The sequence below is a fragment of the Synechococcus sp. SYN20 genome (assembly GCF_014279555.1).
In the GTDB taxonomy this organism is placed as follows: Bacteria; Cyanobacteriota; Cyanobacteriia; order PCC-6307; family Cyanobiaceae; genus Synechococcus_C.
In genome coordinates this window covers 1383058-1407981 of sequence record NZ_CP047959.1, presented here as the reverse complement: position 1 = coordinate 1407981, position 24924 = coordinate 1383058, and the positions used below count along the sequence as shown (strand labels likewise).

Here is a 24924-nt window from a genome sequence, read left to right as displayed (position 1 = left end):
CCAGGGAAACTTAAAACTATGGCTGGTGGTGTTTAGATGGTTATTGTTTGGTTTGGTTCAGTTCTATATCCTTTTCTAAGAGTCCTGTAGGGCTCTCTGATGGCTCTTAACTTGTGTTTAGTTGTATCTAGCATGATTGATAGTTAAGACTGTTCTGGGGGCATATGAAGGGAGCCAAAATAAAATAAAATAATTGTCTGAAACCTATTCGTAGGGGCCAGGATTTCCTTTTACCCCCATAGGGCCTCCGAGCCACGAGAGTTTGAAGTCCACCCACTAGTTCTCTAGTACACAGGAACTAATGAAAAGCCAAAAAAAGCACAGATGTGGGCGCCCAAGGTTTGGATCTTTTTCTATTTTCCTAGGCTAGCCGCTGAAATCCTTTGCTATCACTGGTAGTTCGTTAGATAAAGTATCTAGCGCAAGGCTTCAGTACTCATAGAACCAGTGATGTAGGCCCACCGCTAAGTATTTCTACTCAGTCCTAATTAGCTGTCGATAGGGGTGGCTGAGACGTGCTGACTAGCTGGTCTTGGCTAAGTATTTATGCTTATTGGTCTGTTTTGTTTGGGATCTGTACGTTTTTTGTACCAGGATGACTGGACCAACGACGCTAGAATGCTCTGAGAGGGGCCTAGAAGGGCCTACAGCAAGCCTTAGATCCATCTATAGGCATATAGCCTAGAGATATTCAACACCCTCACAGGTCATCCTCGAAGGACTGAGAGGGTCCAGTTCTAATGAGACAACAAGCCCAATACAATGGCTACATCAGGCAAGGGTCACAGAAGTTAATGGGCTTACACAGTGGGCTTACACACTTTCTAAGAACCCAGTCACAGACAAGCTTTTAGAGAGATGTTGCAATTCAGCAAGTATCAGGGTTTAGGCAACGACTTCGTGCTGTTGGAAGGCCGCGGGGGACAGCTTCCTCTGACCATCACGGAGCCAGATCCCGTTTGGGTGCGCCGGCTATGTGATCGCAGATTTGGGATCGGAGGCGATGGCTTGATTTTGGCCCTGCCCCCACAGCATGGCGAAGAACTACGGATGCGCATTTTCAATGCGGATGGAAGCGAGGCCGAAATGTGCGGCAACGGCATCCGCTGCCTAGCCCGTTTTCTTGCTGATAGCGATGGAGATCAGCCAGGACGGACATGGAGAACCGAAACCATGGCGGGCGTCATCGTCCCTGAACTTTGTGATGACGGACAGATACGGGTCGACATGGGGCAGCCATTCCTGGAACCCGAAGATGTTCCCACCACACTCTCAAAGGGGCGGTCTGGACTTCCTCAAGGGGAAATCGAACTCGAGAGCAGCACTCTTCAGCTCGCCGCTGTGGGGATGGGCAATCCCCATGTGGTTGTGCCGGTACAAGACCTCAAAGCCATTCCCTTTGACGCATGGGGATCTGCGCTGGAGGTCAATCCTTTGTTTCCAGCCAAAACCAATGTGCACTTTTTGGAAGTGATCGATCAACATACACTCGAGATCCGTGTGTGGGAGCGCGGGGCAGGTCCAACCCTGGCTTGCGGCACGGGAGCCTGCGCCACGCTCGTTGCTGCAACGCTGCTCGGGTTATCGGAATCAGAAGCCACGGTGAAACTTTCAGGCGGGCCTCTCGAGATCAGTTGGCCTGATCGCAAGGGCTCCGTGTTTATGACCGGACCCGCCGTAGCAGTTTTTGATGGCGTTTTAAATCCTGAATTACTGCCAGAAACAAGGCAAGAGCAGCCAACTTCGGCGGCAGCTGGTGGACAAACCATGCCGTCTACAGCTGCTGCCGCCACACAATCAACGCAGAACTCGAAGAGCTTGAACTGCGCGAATGATTGCAAAGACACCTGCCAGAAACCGGACCATTGCTTACGCGATGAAGCCCAGGCTCGCGTCCAAGAATTTTTGTCGTCAACCTCTCTCGACGCCATGCTCAACCTCGCTGGCGACTCCCTCGAAGAGCGAACCCTGTCACGCTTGAATCGCGATGACAAACCCTGAAGACCCCTATTTTTATCTGGATGGGTGTGCCACCGCTCCTGTGAGAGAGAGCGTGATCACTTCCATGCTTAAGGCACAGAAGGGCAGCTGGGGCAACCCTTCCAGCCTTCATCGCATCGGCTGTGATGCAGCTGAGTCACTGGAACGTGCTCGCCTTTCGATCGGCGAGAGCCTGGGAGCTGAACGATCAGACATCCTGTTCAGCTCCGGGGCCACCGAGTCGGCCCATCTTGCATTAATAGGGCTGGCCAAAACTGAATCAGCAGGGCGGTTGGTGATCTCTGCTGTGGAACATCCCGCTGTTGCGGCTGCAGCTCAGCAATTGATCGCGTGCGGATGGACGGTTGAACGATGGCCTGTAGATGCCTACGGACAGATCCAAATGTTCCATTTGGATCGACTGCTAGCCCCTCCAACCAAAATCGTGTCCTTGATCTGGGGTCAAAGTGAAGTGGGAACGCTGCAACCGATCCAAGCTGTAGGTGAGGCCTGTCGTTCCAGGGGGATTCCGTTCCATACCGATGCCACCCAAGTCTTGAGCCAGGGTTGCCCTAATTGGGGAGAACTTCCAGTTGATCTGCTCACGGCCTCAGCACACAAGTGCGGAGGTCCAAGAGGCATCGGCTTGTTGCTCCTAAGACAAGACATCGCTGAACGGATCCAACCCTTATTTGCCGGTGGCCAACAGGAGAATGGGCTTCGCGCTGGTACTGAATGCCCCGTCTTAGCGCAAGGCATGGCGGCAGCATTCCGTGACATCGCTTCTTGTCAGGCGAATCAGGTCGAATCATCAGGATCTGGGATCGCTCGGTTGCGCGATGCCTTGCTTGCCCTGCTTTGCAAAAACGATGCAATCCGTCTCAGTGGACATCCCAGGGAGCGTTTGCCGCACCATCTCTCAGTGCTGGTCTCCGATCGTCACGGTCAGCCCATGTCGGGTCGCGCCTTGGTACGAGCCCTAGATCGTGAAGGAATCGCGGCGAGCAGTGGAAGTGCTTGTTCCTCCGGCCGCGATAGTGACAGCCCCGTACTTGCAGCAATGGAGGTGGATCCCTTATGGCGTCGATCAGGACTTCGGCTCAGTCTTGGTTACTGGAGTGACCCCTCAACATTGCCAGCGATCAACGATCGAATTCAAAACGCGATTGATCGTATGAATCACGATCGCGCCTGACGTCTAGGTACTCTCCGCACAGCACTCCAACGAGTTGAGTTTGTCCGTCACCCTTCCTGTCGATCTTGTACAGGCCGAGGCGATGACCCTCGCCTCTCTCAAGCAAGCTCTGAGCGATCGTCAGCAACGGCGTTGGACCGTGACCTGGCGCTTTGAAGGACTAAGGCTGCTCAAACCGGCTTTGCGCTTGGCCACGGCCTTGGAGACTGCAGGGTATGACGTGGTGTTGGGCTGGCCTGATGCAGGATCAACGGCCTTAGCGCAACGAGAAAGCCCGGAATTGGCTGCTCACTGCTTTGCCTTGAAGGATCTGATGCTCTGCAGCGACCCAGAGATCACAGGCCGAATGCTGTTGGCCATTGGACCGCAACCAAGCGATTACGAGATGGTCGAGCAGATCTGCAACAGCTGGCAAGGAGCGGTGGTTCTCCTCAATGGAAAGCTTGAAGATGCTGGTGTGGGCATTGGCAGTGTCGCCAGGGGAAGGCGCAAAGGGTTTCTCTCCATCTGGCGGTCTGCCTTCCACTTAGAGCCACTGGCTGAAGGGGCACTCCTGCAAACCGAAAAGGAGATGTGGCATCTGTTTAAGGCGGATCCTGATGGCTATCGGTTCCTGGGCACCATGCCTTCCAAACCAGACGCTGAAGCGATTGGGATGGCACTGAACGGCGATCGTGACAGTCTTGGGCGTCAATTAGGTGCTGTCGATCGCTTTATCGAGGATCTACGTGGTTGATGTTCCTAGTTAACGCTTTTACTGTGGCCAGGTGATCGGAATGGGTATGGCTTTAGGAAACCGATTACGAGGGTTCTCAGCTCTTGATGCCACTGCTGGACTGATTGCCCTAGGGGCCCTTGGTGGTGTTCTTTGGAGTCCCAAGCTCTCCAATGCGTTAGCCAAAGCAAACGGGTCAGTGAAATCCGTGCAGGTGATGGTTGACGTCCGTCGTGTGAGTGCTGCAGACCCTGAAGCCTTGGTCCAGGACGCCCTTGCCTCTGGACGGACGAGCATCATTATTCGGAATCAGCCCGCCGGAAGCGTCAAGTTGATTCGCGTAGACGACATCAACCGAGTGCTGGTACAGGTTCAACCTGATGGATCCGTCGTGACAGCACCCGATCCCAACCGGGCGAATATGGGCACCTTGAATGCTCGCTTTGTGCTTGAAGGCGATGCAACAGTTTCAAAATCTGGCGTGGTCCTCGCCGGTACCAAGTTGAAAGTCGGCACACCCGTGGAACTTGAAGGTGCTCTTTACCGCCTGAATGGGACCGTTAGCGGCGTCAAGGTGCAATGAAAGCAGCCCTCCTTCTCCTAACGCTGGCGGCAACAACTACAGCATCGATCCCTGGTCGTGCCGAGCCTGTCTTACTAACCCCTCCAGCGCCGCCCTCCGACCAACCTCTTCCTGATCTTCAACAACGGGGGCGTTCATGTGAACCCCTACAGCAAGCTTTGAATCGCTTAATCGCCCCCGTTGCCAGGGCATGGAGCGTGTCAGTGGTCAACAGCAATGGTGATCTGTTGGGTGATGTGAATGGTGCGATGGCACGCATTCCAGCCTCCAACCAAAAACTCATCAGCACGGCCTTCGCTCTCGACCAATTAGGTCCAGATTTCCGCTTGCGAACACAGTTAATGCAACGTGCTGATGGAACCCTTGAGCTCAAGGGTCAAGGTGATCCTGATCTAGGAATTGCCGGTTTACAGCGTTTTGCCATGGCCGCTATGGGCCAGGGAGGAGCGCGGGGAGCCTCTGCCGGGCCCGTTAACTTGATGGTGCGAGAGGAACCTCGTCAAAATTGGTGGCCAAACGATTGGCACCTTGCAGATCGCGCCTATGCCTATGGAGCCCCAATTACTCGGCTGGCCCTAACCAGTAATGCGTTGGGAGGTGCCGTGAGCGATCCCTACAGGCGGTTAGAGACGCTGTTCAAAAAAGAAGTGAAGCGTCGCGGCGGATCCGTTCAAGTGCAACAAGCTCGACCGATCAGCAACACTCAGTTTCAACAAAGCGATGATCAGATCGTGCTGCATGAGGAGACTTCTGCTCCGATGCATGCTCTGCTCAGCCTTGCCAACACCGAAAGTCACAACTTCACGGCAGAAGTGTTGCTGAGACAAGCAGCTGACCAATGGGATGTCCGAGCTGCATCGGCGTCCGCACATCGTTGGATGCAACAACAAGGAATCCCCGTGAGGGGGCTCATGGTTGCAGACGGCAGTGGTCTCTCGCGCAACAACCGTGTGTCGAGTCAGACCATCGCAGCGTTGCTGATGCGGATGGATCAACATCCTTACGCCGCCTATTACCAAGCTTCGATGGCGATTGCTGGACAGCGCGGAACGCTGCGCAATTACTTCATCGGCTCACCGATCCAAGGCAAGTTTTGGGGGAAAACAGGAACCATCAGTGGGGTGCGCTCGATTTCTGGAATCCTCCAAACCAGCGATGGCCCTAGGTATGTGAGCATGATCTCGAATGGTGCCAGCCGACCGAATGCAACGATCGGCCAGATTTTGAGGATCGTTTACAACCTCAGCCCGTGCTCTTCATCGATCTGAGACGGGACGCAGCACGACGTGCTTTGTTCATCGACACTGCTTTCCCCTGACGGTTTTTCGCTTCAGGGGTCTCTGTCTCAGGTGCGGAACTGTCGGGGCGAATCATCTGAATTTTGACGAGCTCCTGGCGACCGGCCAAAACCACCTGGGCCATCTCTTTGAGTCTTTGCTCAAGCTCACCAAGCGTTTGCTCGGCATAGCGGTTGGCACCATCCTGAACAGATGCGGCATCGTGACGTGTGCGCTGAATCAACGACTCACACTGCTGTTGGGTCTGCTGGCGAAACTGGAGTGCATCGTGATGAATACGCTCAGCTTCCGTTTGTGCTTCCTTCTGGAGTTTGACCCCTTCACTACGAATCTGCTCGAGCTCCTGAGCTGACTGCTGTTGGCTGCGCTCATGGTGCTCGGCCAATTGGCGCTTCAGTTCGAGCGCTTCCTGATCGAGCTGTTGACGGCGTTGCAAGGCCTCTTGCTCTAATTGTTGCCGACGCACAGCAAATTGCTGCTCCAGCTGAACCTGCTTGGACTGCATGTCGTGCTCCATTTGAGCGGCCTGCTGGCGAGAGCTCTGGAGGAGCTGTTCGCACTGCTGGCGAACTTGATCTCTCATCTCATTCACTTGGCGCTCCGCTTCCTGCCGAACCGCAGCAGCACTCACAAGCTGTTCACGCTGAATCTGAGCTTTTTGAACAATTTCGTCGGCCTGACTGCGGGCTGAGGTGATGAACTCATCCTTCTTTTGCAGCAACTGATCGGCCTGAGCAACCTGCACGGGCAGCGATGCTCGAACGCCATCCATGATCTCGACGGCATCCTGCTCATTGACCAGCCTTCCACCACTAAAAGGAATGCGGCTACCTTCGAGAACAATTTCCTCGAGCTGGTCGAGCTGGTCGAGCACGGAGAACTGGATCTCGCTCATCGCAACTGACTTATAAAGCCGAATTAAAGAACCTCTTGAGGTCCTCCGCCACCACCGCAGGGACCATGTGTTCAACACGACCGCCAAATCGAGCTACCTCCTTCACAACTGAACTGCTCAGAAAGCTGTGGTGGGCAGCGGTACTGAGGAAAATGGTTTCAAATTCAGAATCCAAAGATCGGTTCGTATGAGCGATCTGGAGTTCATATTCGAAATCACTCATCGCTCGTAAGCCTCGCAAAATCAACTGGGCATGATGGTCGCGAGCGCACGTCACCGTCAGGCCGTTAAAGCTGGTCACCGTGACCCCCTGCAGATGGGAGGTGGCCTGGGTGATTTGCTCTAGCCGCTGATCAAGGCTGAAAGCGGGGGACTTCCCTGGGTTCTGGAGAACGGCGACAACCACTTCTCCGAAAAGAGAACATCCACGTTCGATTAGATCGAGATGTCCAAGGGTGAGAGGATCAAAACTGCCCGGGTAGAGAGCGCGCATCAGCCATGAAGGACTGATCGGATCCTATGCAGCGCAGGGTCTCTAGATTCAGCACATGCAGCGTCCTTTGCTTGAGCAACCGGAGCGCCTGGAACAGCGCTTGAAAGAGATCCCCCCTGAGCCGGGCTGTTATCTCATGCGCGATGCCGACGATCGCTTGCTTTACGTCGGAAAATCAAAAACCTTGCGCAGCAGGGTTCGAAGTTACTTTCGCAGCAGCCATGACCTGAGCCCACGCATTCGCTTGATGGTGCGTCAGATCTGCGAAATCGAATTCATCGTGACTGACAGCGAGGCAGAAGCGCTCGCTCTGGAATCGAATCTCATCAAAAACCAGCAACCGCATTTCAATGTGTTGCTTAAAGATGATAAGAAATATCCCTATCTCTGTATTACCTGGAGCGAACCCTACCCCCGAATTTTCATCACTCGACGTCGAAGATTTCGAAGTCCACTGGATCGTTTTTACGGACCCTATGTAGATGTGGGATTACTAAGAAGAACCCTCTTTCTTGTGAAACGTGTGTTTCCTCTACGCCAACGTCCACGACCTCTCTATCCAAATCGTACCTGCCTCAATTACTCCATTGGACGTTGTCCAGGTGTTTGTCAGGAAAAGGTTAGTTCGGAGGATTACCACCAGATTTTACGCAAGGTTGCGATGGTGTTTCAAGGGCGGAGCGATGAGCTCAGGCAACTCCTCAACCAGCAGATGGAGCGCTACGCCGAGAGACTTGATTTTGAATCTGCTGCTGGAATACGCGATCAACTTCAAGGCATTGATCAGTTAACGGCAGATCAAAAAATGAGCTTGCCGGAAGCATCCGTGAGCAGAGATGTTCTTGCTGTTGCTCAAGATGAGCACTTTGCCGCGATTCAGTTGTTCCAGATGCGAGCTGGAAAACTCGTGGGAAGGCTCGGCTTTGCAGCAGACGCAACAGACCTGCAGGCAGGATTAATTCTTCAGCGGGTGATTGAAGAGCACTACAGCCAGGTTGATGCTGTTGAAATTCCTCCAGAAGTCTTAGTGCAACATCCGCTTCCTCAACAGCCTTTGATTGCCGAATGGCTTAGCGAGCAAAGAGAGCGCAAAGTTCAGGTGTTGCATCCCCAACGGCGCCAAAAAGCTGATCTTATTGATTTGGTCATGCGTAATGCTGAATTCGAACTAGGGCGTGCTCGCCAAAGCCAAGAACAACAAGCTTTAGCGAATGAAGATCTCGCTCAACTTCTTGAATTAGCCACACCTCCAAGGCGAATCGAGGGTTATGACATCAGTCATATTCAAGGCAGTGATGCTGTTGCCTCCCAAGTGGTTTTTATAGACGGGCTTCCTGCTAAGCAGCATTACCGCCGTTACAAGATCCAAAGCAGCAGTATTCAGGCCGGTCACAGCGATGACTTCATGGCCATGGCAGAAATTATGCGCAGGCGCTTTCGCAAATGGGCCCGCGTGAAAGCGGAGGGTGCTGACCTGGTTCAAATCAGGCGTCAATCCAGCAGCAGTCTGAACATGGACGGACTGCATGATTGGCCCGATGTCGTGATGATTGACGGAGGTAAAGGTCAACTATCAGCCGTGATGGAAGCCTTGCGCGAGTTGGATTTGCATGAGGACCTTGTGGTGTGTTCCTTGGCCAAACAACGAGAAGAGGTTTTCCTCCCAGAAGCCAAGCAACCCCTTGAAAGCGAGCCCGATCAACTCGGGGTGGCCTTGTTGCGACGTTTGCGTGACGAGGCGCATCGCTTTGCGGTGACCTTCCATCGACAGCAACGGGGCCAGCGGATGAAACGCTCACGCCTCTCCGATATTCCTGGGCTAGGCCCAAAACGCGTGCGAGATCTTCTGGCCCACTTTCAATCGATTGATGCCATTCAGCTCGCAAGCGTGGATCAGCTCCATCAAGCCCCCGGGGTGGGACTCTCGCTGGCCAAACAGATCCGCGCCTATTTTCATCCTCAAGACTTGGATGACAACAACGTGGTGATGGCAGGCGAGGACACGGCATGAAAAGGTGCTTTCAAGCCACAAATCTGGTCTTCACTGTTTTGATCGGGGTCGCCGTCACGCTGATCAGTCCTGATCGGGCTCTCGCAGCACCTGGTCTATGTACAGGTGTGGTGTGCGCCGATGAGATCACCCGCAGCGCTAAAAATCACTGGCAATTGCGCATGCGCCTGGAAGATCAACAAGGGCATCGAGAACGGGTGGTGATGGATTGCCGCAACCAACAGCTCAGCCCACGAGGCGGACTGGTGGATCGAATCCCAGCAACAGCTCTTGGAAAGCGAGCCTGTCGACTGGCGGGAGAAGCCGGTTAAGACGCTATGGACATCACCCTTGTTTTCCCCCATCAGCTGTTTGAACACCATCCCGGCATTCGTGCCAACAGAAGCATTGCCCTGATTGCTGACGGCTTGATCCTTGGAGGTGACCCTCAGTGGCCACTCACCATCCATCCACGCAAGCTCGAATTGCATCAACAATCGATGCTGGCGTATCAGAAACGCCTTGAATACGAAGGCCATAGCGTTTTTACCCTGACGCCACATAAACAGCAACAGACGTCAGATCTCCTGAACCAACTGATCGACTCTGGATATCAAACGTTTTACCTCGCTGATCCCGTAGACGATCTTTTAACCAAGAGAGTCAGAAAGACCCTGCAACAGCGAAGTTGCATCTTAGAAATTTTGCCCACTCCGATGTTGCTCACACCAACTGAAGTGATGGATGACTATTTCAATGGCCGGCGCAAGCCAATGATGGCCAATTTCTACCAAATGCAGCGCAAACGCCTGAGAGTTTTGATCGATGATCAGGGGGCTCCTGTGGGTGGTCGTTGGAGTTTTGACGCCGACAACCGTAAAAAACTTCCCAAGGGCATCAGTGTTCCTGACGAACCATCACTTGATTTGCCCGTTGATCACATGTCAGCACAACAATGGTTGGACACTTTTCTTGAACACAGACTGGCTGGTTTTGGCACCTACGAGGATGCGATCAGCTCCCAGCACCGTGTGATGTGGCATAGCGTTTTAACACCGATGCTGAATCTGGGACTTCTCACTCCCCAACAGGTTTTAAACCGAACGCTCAAAGCAGCAAACGCGAGTGAGATCCCTATGAATTCTTTGGAGGGTTTTCTGAGACAAATTATTGGTTGGCGTGAATTCATGGCCGCCATGTATTTGCGTCACGGAGTAACGATGCGAAATAGCAATTTTTGGAAGTTTGAGGATCGTCCCATCCCAGATGCTTTTTACCAAGGAACGACAGGAATTCCGCCCATTGATGATGCTATTAAACGTGCACTCAATACTGGTTATTGTCATCACATTGAGCGTTTAATGTTACTTGGAAACATGATGCTTCTTTGTGGCTTCCACCCCACCCGCATCTACACCTGGTTCATGGAACTTTTTGTGGATGCCTACGATTGGGTGATGGTCCCGAATGTTTATGGAATGAGTCAGTTTGCTGACGGTGGAATCTTTACGAGTAAGCCATATTTATCAGGATCGAATTACGTGCGCAAAATGTCTGACTACAAACCTGGAGAGTGGTGTGGGATTTGGGATGGCTTGTTCTGGAGTTTTATTCATCGTCATAGAGACTTTTTTCGTTCGCAACCACGGCTGGCGATGATGGCTAGGAATCTTGATCGCATGTCTCCAGAGGTTTTAGACACGCATTACATGAACGCACAACAGTTTCTTAACTCGCTCAGCTAACGGCTTTCTATTGTCGTAGCGAGATTGATGGGGTCATGACACTGACGCTTCCACCTGAGGCTTACCTGTGGTTCAAGACCCTTCACATCGTTGGGGTGGTGGTCTGGTTTGCCGGTCTGTTTTATCTCGTCAGGCTGTTCATCTATCACGTGGAAGCAGAGGAGGAGGAATCGCCTGTACGCGAAGCCTTCAAAGCCCAGTACGCCGTGATGGAACGGCGACTCGCCAACATCATCACCACACCTGGACTGATCCTTACCATCACGATGGCTGCAGGGCTGTTGATTGCCCAACCGTCCTGGCTTCAGCAAGGTTGGATGCACGCAAAGCTCGGGTTTGTGGGCTTGTTAGTGGCGTATCACGTGTTCTGCTATCGACTCATGGGCCAACTTCAGGCTGGGAGCTGCCAATGGAGCGGACGGCAACTCCGTGCCCTCAATGAACTTCCCACCCTGTTGCTCGTTCTCGTGGTGATGCTGGTGGTGTTCAAGACCCAGTTCCCAACTGGGGCGGCAACGTGGTTAACCGTCGGACTCGTGGTGTTCATGGCAGGAACCATTCAGTTTTATGCCCGCTGGCGTCGTCTTCGTGAAGCAGCTCTTGCGCAGGAGTCGGTCCCAGATGCATGACGATCACCCGTTGCGGGCTGTCCTTGACACGGTTGGTCCTGAGAGCTGTCCAGGCTTACTGAATTTTCACTGCCATACCGTCTGCAGTGACGGCAGTCTGGAACCGATTGCTCTGATTGAACAAGCCACTGAGCGGAAGCTGAGTCACCTTGCGGTCACCGATCACCATTCGACCGCTGCCTACGTTCCGATGGTTGCTTGGCTGGAACGCGCCCGAGATCAGGGTGAAACCACGCCAACGCTATGGAGTGGGATGGAAATCAGTTGCATCCTGCGCGGATGCTTGGTCCACGTTTTGGCTCTTGGCTTTACGCCAGGACATCCTGCCCTTTTGCCCTATTCAAGCGGCGATGCTGCAGTCGGTGCTCCACTTAGGGCTGGTGAGGTCCGCAAAGCCATCCATAGCGCCGGAGGGCTTGCAATCCTTGCCCATCCAGGTCGCTACAGATTGGGGTTCTCCGCCTTGATTGAAGCGGCGGCAGAGCTGGGTTTCGACGGTGGTGAAGCTTGGTACGACTACGACATGCAACAACGCTGGGCCCCTACCCCATTGATCTGTGAATCGATCGACAAACAGTTGAAGAACCTTGGCCTTTTGCGTAGCTGCGGCACCGATACCCACGGTATGGACCTAAAAGGCCGCTAAATTCATGTATCGATCTGGATCACAGGAATGGGCCTCTTTGATCGGCTGCTGAATTCAAGCTCCAAGGACGACGGTCAACAGGACCTTCCGAAGGACCGTGCCAAGCCGAAAGCCGAAGCCTTCTATCTCGACTCCGACGCGTCGTCGTCCTACGGAAACGTGGATTACATGCGAGAGGCCAAGACCATTCGTCGCACCTTCCCCGGAACCGCCGACAACCCTGGCAACAAAGAGTTGGTGACCAAGGTCGACGCAATGGACGTCACCGTTGGAAAGCGCACCCAAGGATTGGGTGATGAGAAGCCCAATGAGGAACCCGCGATTCCGTCTTTGCTCTCCAGCGGCATTCCTAAGCCGGTCAAAAAGACATTCGCCGAAACGATGACCCAGGCCCAACTGGATCAAAAACTGAAGGGGAATGCGTTACGCACAGCTGGCGTCAATACGCCAATGGCGGCTGATGCTGCCCCTATGGGTCGCAAGGAAGAATTGAAGTCTGAGCCCGAAATTCAGCCCAAGAACACGCCGGAATCGCGGGATCCCTCTGCAAAACCGGGATCGATTGATCCGTTCAAGGCCATGGTTCGCGACCTCAACAACTAAGACCTCCTTTCTCGACAGTCTCCTCAGCTTGAAGAACCAAGCCCCTGATCTGGTCAAGCTGATCAGGGGATGGTTGAGACCACAATCCTCGGTTGGCAGCTTCAAGTAAACGTTCGGCCATATCCCTGAGAACCCAGGGATTGGACCGGGTCAAAAAGTCTTGTGTGCCAGCTTCCAACAGCCACTGATCACAGATGGCCCCGTAGCACCAATCAGGAACGGCATTCGTGGAAGCGTCGTAGGCAAATAAATAGTCGAGGCTGGCTCCCATTTCGAAGGCTCCCTTGTAGCCATGCTGTTGCATTCCCTGGATCCAGCGTGGGTTTAACAAACGGCTTCTCACCACCTTGTCGAGTTCACGGCTGAGGGAATGAATGCGAAGCCGTTCTTGGCGAGAGTGATCTGCAAACCAGGGCTGCACTGAGGTTCCACCGGAACGACGCACCGCAGCCGTCATCCCCCCATGAAACTGGTAGTAGTCATCTGAATCGAGTAGATCGTGTTCCCTGTTGTCCTGGTTATGGAGCACAACTTGCACATGACGCAGAGCAGCCTCTAACCCTGCGCGATTGGCCTGGGCTCGCACATCACTGTCATAACTCCACGAACTCCAGGCTAAAAAAGCCTCTCCAAGTTCGTCCTGGTTGTCCCATTGTCCCGAATCGATCAAGGCTTGCAATCCAGCGCCATACGCTCCCGGTGCTGAACCAAAAATCCTCGATTGAGGCCCTTGCTCACGGGTGATCGCCGCAAGCGGGTTTTCACCGTCTGTTTCGTCGAGTGATGCGACGAGTTGCACAGCGCGATTCACCCAGCCCACAAGCTGGGGGAAGGCATCGCGGAACAGTCCTGACATCCGCAAGGTGACATCAACCCGGGGTCGAGCCAGCAGGCTCAAAGGAATCACTTCAAGGTCCACCATGCGCCGAGTTGGGCCATCCCAGAGAGGACGCACCCCCAGCAACGCGAACATCTGGGCGATGTCTTCACCCCCATTGCGCATCGTGGCTGTTCCCCACACCGACAACGCAAGGTGCCTCAGATCTTCTCCTTCCTCGAGTCGGTAGAGATCCAACAATTGCTCAGCGCTACGCCGGCCTAAATCCCAGGCCGCTTCGGTGGGAAGACCGCGCAGGTCAACGGAATAAAAATTGCGACCCGTTGGCAAAACATCTGGACGACCACGCGTTGGGGCTCCGGAGGGTCCACTAGCGATCCGTCGTCCAGCCAAAGCAGCAAGAAAAGCCTTCTTTTCACTGGAAGCACAGGCCAACAATCGCGGCACCAGCTCGTCGCGCAAGCGCAGCAGAGCAGGCTCTTTGTTGTCTTGAAGCCACTGCTGCAGCAAAGGACACAGAGATTCAGAGGGCTCGTCTGTGATCTGCTCCAGCAAGCGGAGCGCTTGATCATCGAGCCAACTCACAGCTGCCGATACACGTCTGGGCTGATCACAACCCAACTGCTCGAGGGTTCTGCAGTCGTGCTCGCTAAGACGAGCACCGTCTTCATCCGACCAAGGGTCGCATTCCAATCCAAGCACCTTGGCCATCGCCTGAGTGATGCCTTGACAGCCACCGGAGGGCGATCGAGCAATGGCCAGAAGAAGTTCTCTCTGCATCAACGGTTCAGGTTGGCTGCCAAGACGATGCAGGCCTGTTCTGATTTGCGCCTCCTTCAATTCACAGAGATAGGTTTCCACCTGATCAAGACAGCGGGCCCAAGACTCGTTGTCTTGATCAGGAGAACTTGATAAATCGTTTGGTGCTTCGTTTGATGCATTGGGGAGGGAAGGCCAATCCAGACGTTGAAGTAGCTGCTTGATTTGCTGCTCGAGCAGATCGCAGCGTTCGGCAGCAACCTGACGAGCCTCGACATACTCATCAAGCAAGGCTTCCAAAGACAGCAAAGATCCATGCAATCCAGCCCGACCCAAGGGCGGAGTGAGGTGATCGAGAATCACGGCATGGCCGCGACGCTTGGCCTGGGAACCCTCTCCAGGATCATTCACGATGAAGGGATAAATGTGAGGGATCGGAGCAAGCGCCAGTCCTGGCCCACAGGCCTCACTCAGTCCAACCGACTTGCCTGGTAGCCATTCGGCGCTGCCATGTTTGCCCACATGGACCATTAGCTGGGTGCCATGCACCTCCTGCAGCCAGAGATATTGGGCCAAATAACGATGTGGAGGAGGGAGATCAGGAGAATGAAGATCACTAATCTGATCGGGGTCATAGCCACGGCTGGGCTGAATCAACACAGCCACATGACCCAGGAGAAGACCATGCACAGCAAATCCCTTCTCCTCCAGATCCACGGCCTGTTCCGGTGAGCCCCAGCGGCGCTCAATCAGAGCTCGAGCTTCAGGCGTGAGCTGTCGCCACCAGCGCAAATAGTGGTTGAGGGGAAGATAGGCAAGAGGCTGAAGGTGAGAACTCTCCGGATCGTTGCTGCGTCCAGACAACAGTTGGGCCATCAACGCTTGAGACGCATCGGGACGCGACTCGCTGCCAAGTGCAACACCGGCTTCAGAAAGCCAGTTCAAAATATTGATGGTGCTAGCAGGAGTATCCAGACCAACCCCATTGGCCAAACGTCCATTGCGAACGGGGTAATTCGCAAGCACCAATGCCACGCGCTTCTCTGCTGCGTCCGTTTGACGAAGATCAACCCAACAACGGGCATGGTCCGCAAGCCAATTCAGCCCAGCAGCGTCGGGAACCAAACTTTTGACAGCGGTCGACAAACTGGATTCCGCATCCTGGACTTCACGGAATGCACCGATTCTCGTGGTGATGCGTCCATCCAACTCAGGAAGCACCACTTGAAGGGAGAGATCGATGGGATCGAGCCCCTGGGTGGTCGCGTCCCAAGCTTGTTTGGATCGTCCCGAGCAAAGCAGTTGCAACACAGGCAGATCAAGGCCATCCCACAGCGGAGTGCCCAGTCCCGCCTCTTGAAACTGCACCGATGCAAATGCCGTGGTGCTGACCACCAGCTGAACATCCTGCGCTTGAAATGCTCGTTGCACCCCCTCCTGAACCACGGGATCTCTCAAGCTGCTCACCCAGAGGGCACGCGGTGCTAGTCCACGACTTCGCAACGCCGTTAAAAGTTGATCACACCAATCCGTGTCAGCGGCGCGGGCATGAGCCCGATACAACAGGACTCCGACCTTCGCACCTGATTCATCACGCCAATCAAATGGGGCTGGATCAGCCATCCGTTCCGGCTGAAGATCGGGCGCGTCCTTCAAGGCCTCAGGTTCCGTGCAACTGGTGATGAAGGGATGAATCGCCTTCAAAACCTTGGTCATGTTGGGCATCCCGCCTTCGCGCAACAACAGAGCCAACTGTTGAGAAAGGGTGGGAGACACCGATCCAATCGGATGGAGTTCGTCGTTTTGATCAGCGGTCCCCGCCAAGACGATCAAGGTGCGTTGTGGGGCAGTCGACTGCCAACGCCTGCACTGTTCAAGCCCATAACTCCAGTGACCCCGCCCACCTAGCAAGCGCACCACAAGCACCCGGGCGGCTCGCCCCGTTGTGGCCAGATAGTGGTCAATTTGAGCCGGATGTCGCAGGCAATCGAGCGGCAAAGCCCGCAATTGCTCCTTCCACTGCCCCAGCTCTGGCTGCCGAAGACAAGCGGAGAGCGTACTGATATCGGTCGCAGCGCTAGTCAGGAAAAGAATGGGGGCAGGCGGTTGCTCAACAACGGTGAAAACCTCGTTGCTTTCGGCGCCAGGAAGACTGCTCAGTCGATGCATGTCTCCATTCTGGTCTGATCACATCACACCCACCGAGCGAGGTGAGTGAGAAAATTTGAGCATCGATCAATGAGCGATGCATCAGTTCCTTCCCTACGCCTGGTTTGAAGGCCGCTGCATCCCGTTTGACCAGGCCAAAGTTTCGATCGCCACGCATGCCCTTCATTACGGCACCGGTGCTTTCGGAGGCATGCGCGCGATTCCAGATCCGGAAAAACCTGGCGGCATGCTGTTGTTTCGCCCGGACCGCCATGCCAGGCGTCTCTCCCAGAGCGCCAAGCTCCTGCTCGCTGATCTCACGGAAGAAACCGTGATGGAGGCTCTCGTTGCGGTGCTGAGGGCTAATAAGCCCACAACGCCCATCTACCTGAGGCCATTTGTTTACACCAGTGATTTAGGCATCGCACCACGTCTGCACAACATCGAGACTGATTTCCTGATTTACGGCTTGGAGCTCGGCGATTACCTCTCTCCCGATGGCGTGAGTTGCCGCATTAGTAGTTGGACCCGGCAGGAAGATCGCTCACTTCCCCTGCGCGGAAAAATCAGTGGTGCTTACATCACAAGCTCACTAGCCAAAACGGAAGCAGTCACGAGCGGCTTCGACGAAGCCCTGCTCATGAACACGCGGGGAAAAGTGAGCGAAGCCAGCGGCATGAATCTATTTTTGGTGCGCGATGGAGTCCTGATCACTCCTGGAGTTGATCAAGACATTCTTGAGGGAATCACCCGCTCCAGCGTGATTGAGCTGGCAAAGCACATGGGATTTCAGGTGATCGAACGCCCCGTCGACAAAACCGAACTCTGTATCGCCGATGAAGTCTTCCTTACGGGAACTGCAGCAAAAATCACGCCGATTCGGCAACTCGAATCCACGGTCTTACCGACCCATCGACCGGTAATGGATGCCTTAAGACAACGGCTCGTGTCGATTACGCAAGGACGAGATCCTGAATTCAGCCATTGGGTCACCAGGATCGAACTCGAAGAATAATGATCGGCCTTAGGATCAAGAGCAGTTCATAGAATGGCTCGAGAGAAGCAACTGAGCGATGCAGGCCGTCACAGAGACCCCCACCCTGATCGCCTCACGTTTTTTAAAGCGGCTGCATGATCCATCAAGACCTGTCTTGGTGTTTGACGGAGCAACTGGCACCTCCCTGCAACAGCTCGACTTATCCGCCGATGATTTCGGCGGGGAAGCCTTAGAGGGTTGCAATGAAAACCTTGTCGTCACAAGACCCGATGCCGTTCAAAGCGTGCATCGACAGTTTCTTGACGCCGGTTGTGATGTCATCGAAACCGATACCTTTGGTGCCGCCTCTGTCGTGCTGGCCGAGTACGGCTTAGAAGACAAAACCTTCGAGATCAACAAGCGTGCTGCCGAGTTGGCCAAGGAAGTGGCCATGGAATACAGCACCGACGAAAAACCACGATTCGTGGCTGGGTCGATGGGACCCACCACAAAATTACCCACGCTGGGACACATCAGTTTTGATCTCCTTCGCGATTCCTATCAGGAGCAAGCAGAAGGACTGATTGCCGGCGATGTGGATCTACTCATCATTGAGACATGTCAGGACGTTCTGCAGATCAAGGCTGCTCTTCAAGGGATTGAGCAAGCCTTTGAAACCAGCGGTGAACGCCGCCCATTGATGGTGTCCGTAACGATGGAAACCACAGGCACCATGCTGGTGGGTTCCGACATCGCAGCTGTTGTTTCCATTCTTGAACCCTTTCCGATTGATGTTCTTGGGCTGAACTGCGCAACAGGTCCTGAACAAATGAAAGAGCACATGCGTTATCTGACAGATAATGCTCCATTTGTGGTGAGCTGCATCCCCAACGCAGGCTTACCAGAAAATGTTGGAGGCGTGGCGCATTACCGGCTGACACCGGTGGAGCTGAAAATGCAATTAATGCACTTTGTGGAAGATCTTGGGGTTCAAGTGATTGGTGGATGTTGCGGAACAACACCTGCTCATATTGGAGCTCTTTCTGAAATTTCATCAGAGCTAAATGCCGCACCAAGAAAAGTGCGCACCCACCACCATGAAAGAAAAGCCCTCAGTTATGAAGCAGCGGCCTCATCGATTTATGGCGCAACTCCTTACCTACAAGACAATTCTTTCTTAATCATTGGTGAACGACTCAATGCCAGTGGATCTAAGAAAGTACGTGAATTACTGAATGAAGAGGATTGGGACGGATTGGTCGCCGTTGCCAGAGGCCAGGTTAAAGAAAATGCTCATGTGCTTGATATCAACGTTGATTATGTCGGTCGTGATGGTGAGCGAGATATGCGCGAGCTGGTGAATCGAGTCGTCACCAATGTGAATCTTCCTTTGATGCTGGATTCCACCGAATGGCAAAAGATGGAAGCCGGACTCAAAGTTGCTGGAGGAAAGTGCATTCTCAATTCAACGAACTACGAAGACGGTGATGAACGGTTCTTCAAGGTGTTGGAGCTAGCCAAACGCTATGGAGCTGGAGTGGTGATTGGCACGATCGACGAAGACGGTATGGCCCGGACTGCAGACCAAAAAGTTGCGATTGCGAAAAGGGCCTATCGAGATGCTGTGGAGTATGGAATTCCAGCCCGGGAAATCTTTTACGACGCGCTCGCATTACCGATTTCCACTGGTATCGAAGAAGATCGACGCAACGGGGCTGAAACAATCGAAGCCATTCGCAGGATTCGCACGGATCTCCCCCAAGTTCATGTTGTCCTTGGCGTATCGAATGTGAGCTTCGGCTTATCTCCTGCCGCCAGAATTACGCTGAATTCAGTCTTTTTGCATGATTGCTGTGAAGCTGGAATGGATGCGGCGATTGTGTCACCAGCCAAGATTCTTCCCCTGATGAAAATCAGCGAAGAGCATCAGAAAGTTTGTCGAGATTTGATCAATGATCGTCGTGGATTCGAAGGAGATGTTTGCACTTATGACCCGCTTACAGTTCTAACAACGTTATTCGAGGGTGTAAGTGCCAAAGCCGCCCGTGAATCGGGACCATCCCTGAGCGACCTACCTGTCGAAGAGCGGCTGAAACAACACATCATTGATGGTGAGCGCATTGGATTGGAGGACGCTCTCAAAGAGGGCTTAGAAAATTATCCGCCATTAGAAATCGTCAACACCTATTTGCTTGACGGAATGAAGGTGGTTGGAGAACTGTTTGGGTCCGGGCAAATGCAACTTCCTTTCGTCCTTCAGTCTGCCGAAACCATGAAATCTGCAGTGGCATTTTTAGAACCCTTTATGGAGAAAGAAGAAGGGGAGCGATCTGCAAAAGCCAAGTTTTTAATCGCAACAGTTAAAGGCGATGTTCATGATATTGGCAAAAACCTCGTAGACATTATTTTGACCAATAATGGCTATGAAGTTATTAACCTTGGAATCAAGCAAGATGTGAATGCAATCATCACTGCCCAGGAAGAGCATCAGGCTGATTGCATCGCCATGAGTGGACTTCTAGTGAAATCCACAGCCTTCATGAAAAATAATTTGCAATCTTTTAACGAAGCAGGTATCAACGTGCCGGTCGTCCTTGGTGGCGCTGCACTTACACCCAGGTTCGTGAATAAAGACTGCAACGATGTGTACGACGGCAAAGTGATTTACGGCAAAGACGCTTTCACAGATCTGCGCTTTATGGACGCGTTAGTGACTGCAAAAGCAAAGGATCGCTGGGATGATCGCGCTGGCTTCCTCGATGGCACCCCCGAAGGTCTCTCGATTGGTGGGGACGCAGAACCCTCAGAGTCAGCCGACGCAGCGCCTGAGAGCTCCTCTGAGCCAACTGAGACACCTGATCTCAAGCTTCCCGTCAGTTACCACCGATCCGATGCCGTTCCTGAGGAGAAAGCCGTCATCACTCCCTTCCTTGGTGCCTCCGTTCTTCAGGGAGACGATCAGATTCCCCTCGACGAAGTGATTGCGTTCCTCGACCGTCAGGCACTGTTCGCTGGTCAGTGGCAGATGCGCAAAGCCAAAAACCAAAGCCGTGAAGAGTACGAACAGGATCTCGCGGACAAGGCCGAGCCAATCCTCCAAAAATGGCTGGCGCGGGCCAAAGACGACCAACTCCTTCATCCAGCAGTGGCTTACGGCTATTTCCCTTGCGGTCGCGATGGCAACGCGGTGGTGGTGTTTAACCCGGAGGGTGGTGCAGAGCTGGGTCGTTTTGACGTCCCCCGTCAACGCAGTGGGAATCGCTACTGCATCGCCGATTTCTTCCAAGACCTCAAAGAGGGGCATCCCTGCGATGTACTGCCGATGCAAGCGGTCACCATGGGTGAAGAAGCCAGTCGCTTCAGCCAAGAACTCTTTCGCAAGGATGCCTACAGCGACTATCTGTTTTTTCACGGATTAGCCGTTCAGATGGCAGAAGCGCTTGCTGAGTGGACCCACGCCCGGATTCGGCGTGAATGCGGCTTCTCCGATCCCGACGGGATGCCTCTCAGGGACATTTTTGCCCAGCGCTATAGGGGTAGCCGGTATTCCTTTGGCTATCCAGCCTGTCCCAACGTGGCGGATTCCCGTCAACAACTGGAATGGCTACAGGCTGATCGCATTGGTTTGACCATGGATGAAAGCGATCAACTGCATCCAGAACAGAGCACAACAGCCCTGGTTGCTTTGCACAGCAACGCTCGCTACTTCAGCGCTTAAAGCCACACAGCAATGTGTTGCCTCAGACTTCTGAGGCACTGCACTTGCTCCCATGGACTTCAGCGGCCCCGACGCCATCGACAATGCGATTAAGGCTGGATTGGATATCGATGGCAGCCCTCTTCCAGAAGCGATGCTCACGCTCTACCGCGAGGTCATGGATCAAGAGGCCCAACGAAAGCGCAGTGGAGTGCGTAAGTCGATGAGAAACCGGATCGTTCGCACCGGTGCCAAACATTTCAGCCAAGACGTCCTGAACACCCGATTAATCGAGGCTGGCTGGGAAGGCCTGAAGGACAAGGAAATCAGCTTTTACTTCAGCTGACAACCGATTCAATGTGAGCTCTGCAGGATCACTCCTGGCAGAGCTTTTCCATCGTGTCGATCACGTCCTGCTGAAAATCATCCAGCGCGCTGGACTCGCTCAAATCAAATCCTTCTCCCGCAGCGTTCTGCGCAAGATCCTGAAAGTGGAAGGCTCCCTCACCATTGGCAAGGAACTCAATAGCCGATGACTCGCCACTTTCGCGGAACGCATCGCAGAGGGCGATAAACGCCGCGTCTTCAGTGAACTCCCAATCCATCGAGGAGGCATAACTGAATGACCTTTAACGCCTAACCCCCGTGATCCGTCAACCATCTCGTCTCGGAATGTGCCAGTCGTTCGGCAGACTCCTGGCAGCAAATGCAAGCGAATGCCGTCACAACAACAAGAGCAAAAGCCAGTTGGGCAGGGGAATCTGAATGTTTTAGGTGGTGCGCTTGAAGGCTGTAGTTGTGAGCCGATGACAGGTTGGTTTCGAGATGGACACTGCCGAACAGATCCCAGCGACGTGGGGCAACACAGCGTCTGTTGCGTGATGTCTGAACGCTTTCTGAATTACAGCAAGGCCCAGGGCAATGACCTGAGCACTCCCATGCCCGACTTTGGCTTCCCTGGTCTCAAACCAGGCGATCACTGGTGTGTCTGTGCCCCACGCTGGAAGCAGGCCTATGACGATGGAATGGCTCCACCGGTTCGACTCGAAGCAACCGAACACACAGCGCTGCAGGTGATCCCCCTAGACGTCCTCAAAACGCACGCTCACCAAGGAATCTCCTGACCATCCCAAGCCAGGAAACGGCCGCTATCGCCTGCTGTCTGCTCGAGCAAAACATCAAGCAACAGGGCGGCCGCTTTTTGAGGACTGAACAGACGATCCGGCGGAACAAAATTTTGGAACGGCTTGGAAAGTGCTGTATCTGTGGTGCCTGGATGCAGCATCGTGACTGTGGCGAGAGGAAAACGCCGCGCCCACTCCACACTCAACGAACGCAAATACATGTTCTGAGCCGCTTTGGCTCCCCGATAGGCGTACCAGCCCCCTGTTCTGTTGTCGCCGATGCTCCCGACTCGCGCGCTGAGACTCGCAAAGTGAAAAGGGAGATCACGGTTCAGAGCTGGCTCAATCGCTTTAGCCAAGAGCAGAGGGCCCGCGGCATTGATCGCAAAGGATTCCATCAAATGATCGGCACAAACCTGCTGCAGACGCTTCTCAGGGGTGAGGGAGCCTCCATGCAGTCGCCCAGTGGCATTGATCACCAAACGCAGGGGCTGTGGATCCTCTAGGAGCCTCTGAGACAACACCGCAAGGCTCTGGGACGACTCGAGATCCACCTGCCAATTTCCACATTCGTCATCGGCTGAACCCAAGGTTCGGCCGCAAAGCATGACCTCCAGAGCCGGCTGACGGCGTTGCAACTCCTTGGCAAGTGCTGTACCAAGACCACCAGGCCCAACGACCAATGCACGGCCATTCCAAGCAACTCTGTTGATTTCAGGCATGATCAAAAGCGTTGTCCGAGGGACAGTGAGACAGCTCACCCCACTGTTGCTGGGCATGACCGCCACCGCGGGAATGATCGGTGTCGTCTCCTGGAGTGTCCAAGCGCTTGGGACGCTCGAACAACAGCGAACCCAAAAAAATACCCTTGAAACGCTGCTTGAGAGCTCCGAAAAAGATCAAGCAACGGTTCACTCCCCAGCTGATGGACGTGAGCTCCATCGGCCGCCAACTAAATCGGTAGCGCAGCCCACTCCTAGTGCAAGGCCACTAGGCGCTCCTGGCAACCCGATTGTGCGCGTTGCTTTGTTGAGTCAATCGCCACCGCGTGCCGTGGATTTATCAGGGCAAGCCGAGTGCCGATTCAGCAACGGTGAGGTCGTGCAGAAACGAACTCTTAAAAAACTTTTTGCTGATCGTCATTCGAACCTAGTGACCTGCCATTCAGGTCAAAATGGGGCCGTAGTCGTGAATGAGCGCTCCTATCCGGAGACAGTTTATTTCCTCAACAGAGGTGATGGTTGGATTGCGATTAATCAACTTTCTTTGGAGCGTTACGTAGCCTCTGTGGTTGGAGCGGAGATGCCGAGTCACTGGAATCCTGAAGCATTAAAGGCACAAGCTGTGGCTGCACGGTCCTATGCCCTCGTGCACCTTGTGCGTCCTGCAGATTCCGATTTCAATCTTGGTGATACAACACGTTGGCAAGCCTATGGAGGCCTCAATAGTCAAAGCGCACCCACGGCAGCCGCAACAAAAGCGACCCAGGGTTTGGTGCTGAGTTTTCAAGGAGGATTAGTGGAATCGCTATACGCATCGACCAGTGAAATCGCTGCTGAGGCGCACAGCCATTTGGGCGCAAGCATGAGTCAACACGGCGCACAAAACCTGGCCATGAAGGGGCTCAAGTTCAATGAAATCCTGAGTCGCTATTACGTGGGTGCCTCCCTAGCGAGGCTCAAGACAAATGGGAACTGAGACCTACTGGAAGCGAGCGCTCGAGCAAAGCGAGAGGGCACTGAAGTCTGGAGCGCTCGTTCCTCTTAGTACTTCATTAGAACATCTTGTTGGTAATCCAGAATCCAATTTCGAGTTGCGAACTCTCGAAAGTCGCTTGCCTAAACATTTAAAGAGAGAGGGACCTAAACCCAATCCATTTCAACCGTGGGACCCACAACTTGAGGTGGCACGTTTAGATCCAGGTCATGCAGTCATTTTGAATAAATATCCGGTCCAACGTGGACACATGCTTCTGATTACTTCCGATTGGGCCGCCCAGGATAGTTGGCTCACATTGGCTGACTGGACCGCGTTAGTTCACGTTGATCAAGACACATCTGGCCTGTGGTTTTTCAACAGCGGACCTATTGCAGGCGCGAGTCAACCCCATCGACATCTTCAACTGTTGCCACGCAACAAAGACGAGATTAGTTGTCCAAGAGACCTCTGGTTTCAAAAACAATTGGCTTCACAGAGAAGAATCGAAACAACGAACGATTCCTTGTTGAACAGCTGCTCCGTTGTCTCGCGATTCAATCCAAGCAAGAACCAAGATGAACAAGCACAACACCTTTATGACTGCTATCTATCACTTTCTAAACAACTAGGCAACGGACATCCCTCTCAAGATCAACGCCCAAGATCTTTCTACAACCTTTTGCTGACACCGCAATGGATGGCGATGGTGAGGCGTCGTCGAGAAGGTGCTGCCGGATTCAGCATCAATGCCCTTGGATTTGCTGGATACCTATTGGCCACCGCAAGCGCTGATCGGAACTGGCTCAAAGTTCATGGCCCAGAGGCCTTATTGCGTGAAGTCGCTCTCGAAATCCGTGGAAACACGGTTGTGGAGTCATCCCCTTAGCTGTCTGTCTAAAGAAGGACAACCGT

At 53.6% G+C, this 24924-nt stretch carries 22 protein-coding genes; 17 read left to right on the top strand and 5 right to left on the bottom strand.

Translation table 11 applies throughout. From position 1 onward, the window contains the following. Positions 1-858: 858 nt before the first annotated feature. Genes dapF through dacB form a run of 5 tightly spaced genes read left to right on the top strand, consistent with a single transcriptional unit; the run spans position 859 to position 5741 of the window. Positions 859-2001 (top strand): diaminopimelate epimerase, encoded by a 1143-nt coding sequence (dapF, locus tag SynSYN20_RS07320; protein ID WP_186522624.1) that lies wholly within the window; start codon positions 859-861, stop codon positions 1999-2001. Then, positions 1988-3175, top strand: a complete 1188-nt coding sequence (locus SynSYN20_RS07315) for a cysteine desulfurase family protein (protein ID WP_186522622.1) — start codon at positions 1988-1990, stop codon at positions 3173-3175. The genes dapF and SynSYN20_RS07315 overlap by 14 nt, the downstream gene beginning before the upstream one ends. 34 nt (positions 3176-3209) lie before the next feature. Continuing rightward, on the top strand, positions 3210-3911 hold the full coding sequence (locus tag SynSYN20_RS07310) for a DUF1995 family protein (protein ID WP_186522620.1): 702 nt from the start codon (positions 3210-3212) through the stop codon (positions 3909-3911). 46 nt (positions 3912-3957) lie between these two features. Beyond that, positions 3958-4473, top strand: a complete 516-nt coding sequence (locus SynSYN20_RS07305; protein ID WP_186522618.1) for a DUF4330 domain-containing protein — start codon at positions 3958-3960, stop codon at positions 4471-4473. Then, entirely contained in the window at positions 4470-5741 is a 1272-nt protein-coding gene (gene dacB / locus SynSYN20_RS07300; protein ID WP_186522616.1) for a D-alanyl-D-alanine carboxypeptidase/D-alanyl-D-alanine-endopeptidase, read from the top strand. The genes SynSYN20_RS07305 and dacB overlap by 4 nt, the downstream gene beginning before the upstream one ends. Here the strand turns inward: dacB and SynSYN20_RS07295 are convergent. Together SynSYN20_RS07295 and coaD are read right to left on the bottom strand one after the other, a co-directional pair. After that, positions 5716-6666, bottom strand: a complete 951-nt coding sequence (locus tag SynSYN20_RS07295) for a hypothetical protein (RefSeq protein WP_186522614.1) — start codon at positions 6664-6666, stop codon at positions 5716-5718. The genes dacB and SynSYN20_RS07295 overlap by 26 nt on opposite strands. A 10-nt stretch (positions 6667-6676) precedes the next feature. Then, the gene (gene coaD / locus SynSYN20_RS07290; protein ID WP_186522612.1) at positions 6677-7159 is read right to left on the bottom strand and encodes a pantetheine-phosphate adenylyltransferase; all 483 of its coding nucleotides are present in this window, start codon (positions 7157-7159) and stop codon (positions 6677-6679) included. Between the two features lie 55 nt (positions 7160-7214). Here coaD and uvrC point away from each other — a divergent pair, with 55 nt between their 5' ends. Genes uvrC through SynSYN20_RS07260 form a run of 6 tightly spaced genes read left to right on the top strand, consistent with a single transcriptional unit; the run spans position 7215 to position 12772 of the window. Further along, the gene (gene uvrC, locus SynSYN20_RS07285; RefSeq protein ID WP_186522610.1) at positions 7215-9170 is read left to right on the top strand and encodes an excinuclease ABC subunit UvrC; all 1956 of its coding nucleotides are present in this window, start codon (positions 7215-7217) and stop codon (positions 9168-9170) included. Then, positions 9167-9481, top strand: a complete 315-nt coding sequence (locus SynSYN20_RS07280; protein WP_186522609.1) for a hypothetical protein — start codon at positions 9167-9169, stop codon at positions 9479-9481. The genes uvrC and SynSYN20_RS07280 overlap by 4 nt, the downstream gene beginning before the upstream one ends. 6 nt (positions 9482-9487) lie before the next feature. Then, positions 9488-10894: a cryptochrome/photolyase family protein gene (locus SynSYN20_RS07275; protein ID WP_186522607.1), complete on the top strand. Its 1407-nt coding sequence runs from the start codon at positions 9488-9490 to the stop codon at positions 10892-10894. Positions 10895-10929: 35 nt separating this feature from the next. Beyond that, entirely contained in the window at positions 10930-11523 is a 594-nt protein-coding gene (hemJ, locus tag SynSYN20_RS07270; RefSeq protein ID WP_186522605.1) for a protoporphyrinogen oxidase HemJ, read from the top strand. Then, positions 11516-12169, top strand: a complete 654-nt coding sequence (locus SynSYN20_RS07265; protein ID WP_186525515.1) for a PHP domain-containing protein — start codon at positions 11516-11518, stop codon at positions 12167-12169. Before hemJ ends, SynSYN20_RS07265 begins: the two co-directional genes overlap by 8 nt. 27 nt (positions 12170-12196) lie before the next feature. After that, a complete protein-coding gene (locus tag SynSYN20_RS07260; protein WP_186522603.1) occupies positions 12197-12772 on the top strand; it encodes a hypothetical protein in 576 nt (191 codons plus the stop codon). Here SynSYN20_RS07260 and cobN read toward each other — a convergent pair. Then, positions 12762-16538: a cobaltochelatase subunit CobN gene (cobN, locus tag SynSYN20_RS07255; RefSeq protein WP_186522601.1), complete on the bottom strand. Its 3777-nt coding sequence runs from the start codon at positions 16536-16538 to the stop codon at positions 12762-12764. The genes SynSYN20_RS07260 and cobN overlap by 11 nt on opposite strands. Before the next feature lie 76 nt (positions 16539-16614). Here cobN and SynSYN20_RS07250 point away from each other — a divergent pair, with 76 nt between their 5' ends. From SynSYN20_RS07250 to SynSYN20_RS07240, 3 genes are read left to right on the top strand one after another with little or no spacing between them, the layout of a single operon-like run. Next, entirely contained in the window at positions 16615-17532 is a 918-nt protein-coding gene (locus tag SynSYN20_RS07250; protein WP_186522599.1) for a branched-chain amino acid transaminase, read from the top strand. A 58-nt stretch (positions 17533-17590) separates the two neighbouring features. After that, positions 17591-21211 (top strand): methionine synthase, encoded by a 3621-nt coding sequence (gene metH, locus SynSYN20_RS07245; protein WP_186522597.1) that lies wholly within the window; start codon positions 17591-17593, stop codon positions 21209-21211. 52 nt (positions 21212-21263) lie between these two features. Then, the gene (locus tag SynSYN20_RS07240) at positions 21264-21536 is read left to right on the top strand and encodes a DUF4090 family protein (RefSeq protein ID WP_186519126.1); all 273 of its coding nucleotides are present in this window, start codon (positions 21264-21266) and stop codon (positions 21534-21536) included. A 28-nt stretch (positions 21537-21564) separates the two neighbouring features. On the opposite strand, the gene SynSYN20_RS07235 is transcribed toward SynSYN20_RS07240, so the two are convergent. Continuing rightward, positions 21565-21795 carry a hypothetical protein gene (locus tag SynSYN20_RS07235; RefSeq protein WP_186522595.1) on the bottom strand — a complete coding sequence of 77 codons (231 nt, stop codon included), beginning with the start codon at positions 21793-21795 and terminating at the stop codon, positions 21565-21567. Positions 21796-21906: 111 nt separating this feature from the next. Between SynSYN20_RS07235 and SynSYN20_RS07230 the strand changes: the two genes are divergently transcribed. Further along, a complete protein-coding gene (locus tag SynSYN20_RS07230; protein WP_186522593.1) occupies positions 21907-22314 on the top strand; it encodes a DUF2237 family protein in 408 nt (135 codons plus the stop codon). On the opposite strand, the gene SynSYN20_RS07225 is transcribed toward SynSYN20_RS07230, so the two are convergent. Beyond that, a complete protein-coding gene (locus SynSYN20_RS07225; protein ID WP_186522591.1) occupies positions 22296-23036 on the bottom strand; it encodes an SDR family NAD(P)-dependent oxidoreductase in 741 nt (246 codons plus the stop codon). The two genes, SynSYN20_RS07230 and SynSYN20_RS07225, sit on opposite strands and share 19 nt — an antisense overlap. On the opposite strand from SynSYN20_RS07225, the gene SynSYN20_RS07220 reads away from it, so the two are divergent. Both SynSYN20_RS07220 and SynSYN20_RS07215 read left to right on the top strand, forming a co-directional pair. Further along, positions 23035-24012, top strand: a complete 978-nt coding sequence (locus tag SynSYN20_RS07220) for a SpoIID/LytB domain-containing protein (protein WP_255476194.1) — start codon at positions 23035-23037, stop codon at positions 24010-24012. The two genes, SynSYN20_RS07225 and SynSYN20_RS07220, sit on opposite strands and share 2 nt — an antisense overlap. After that, the gene (locus tag SynSYN20_RS07215; RefSeq protein ID WP_186522589.1) at positions 24002-24898 is read left to right on the top strand and encodes an ATP adenylyltransferase; all 897 of its coding nucleotides are present in this window, start codon (positions 24002-24004) and stop codon (positions 24896-24898) included. The genes SynSYN20_RS07220 and SynSYN20_RS07215 overlap by 11 nt, the downstream gene beginning before the upstream one ends. The last annotated feature ends 26 nt before the right edge of the window (positions 24899-24924 follow it).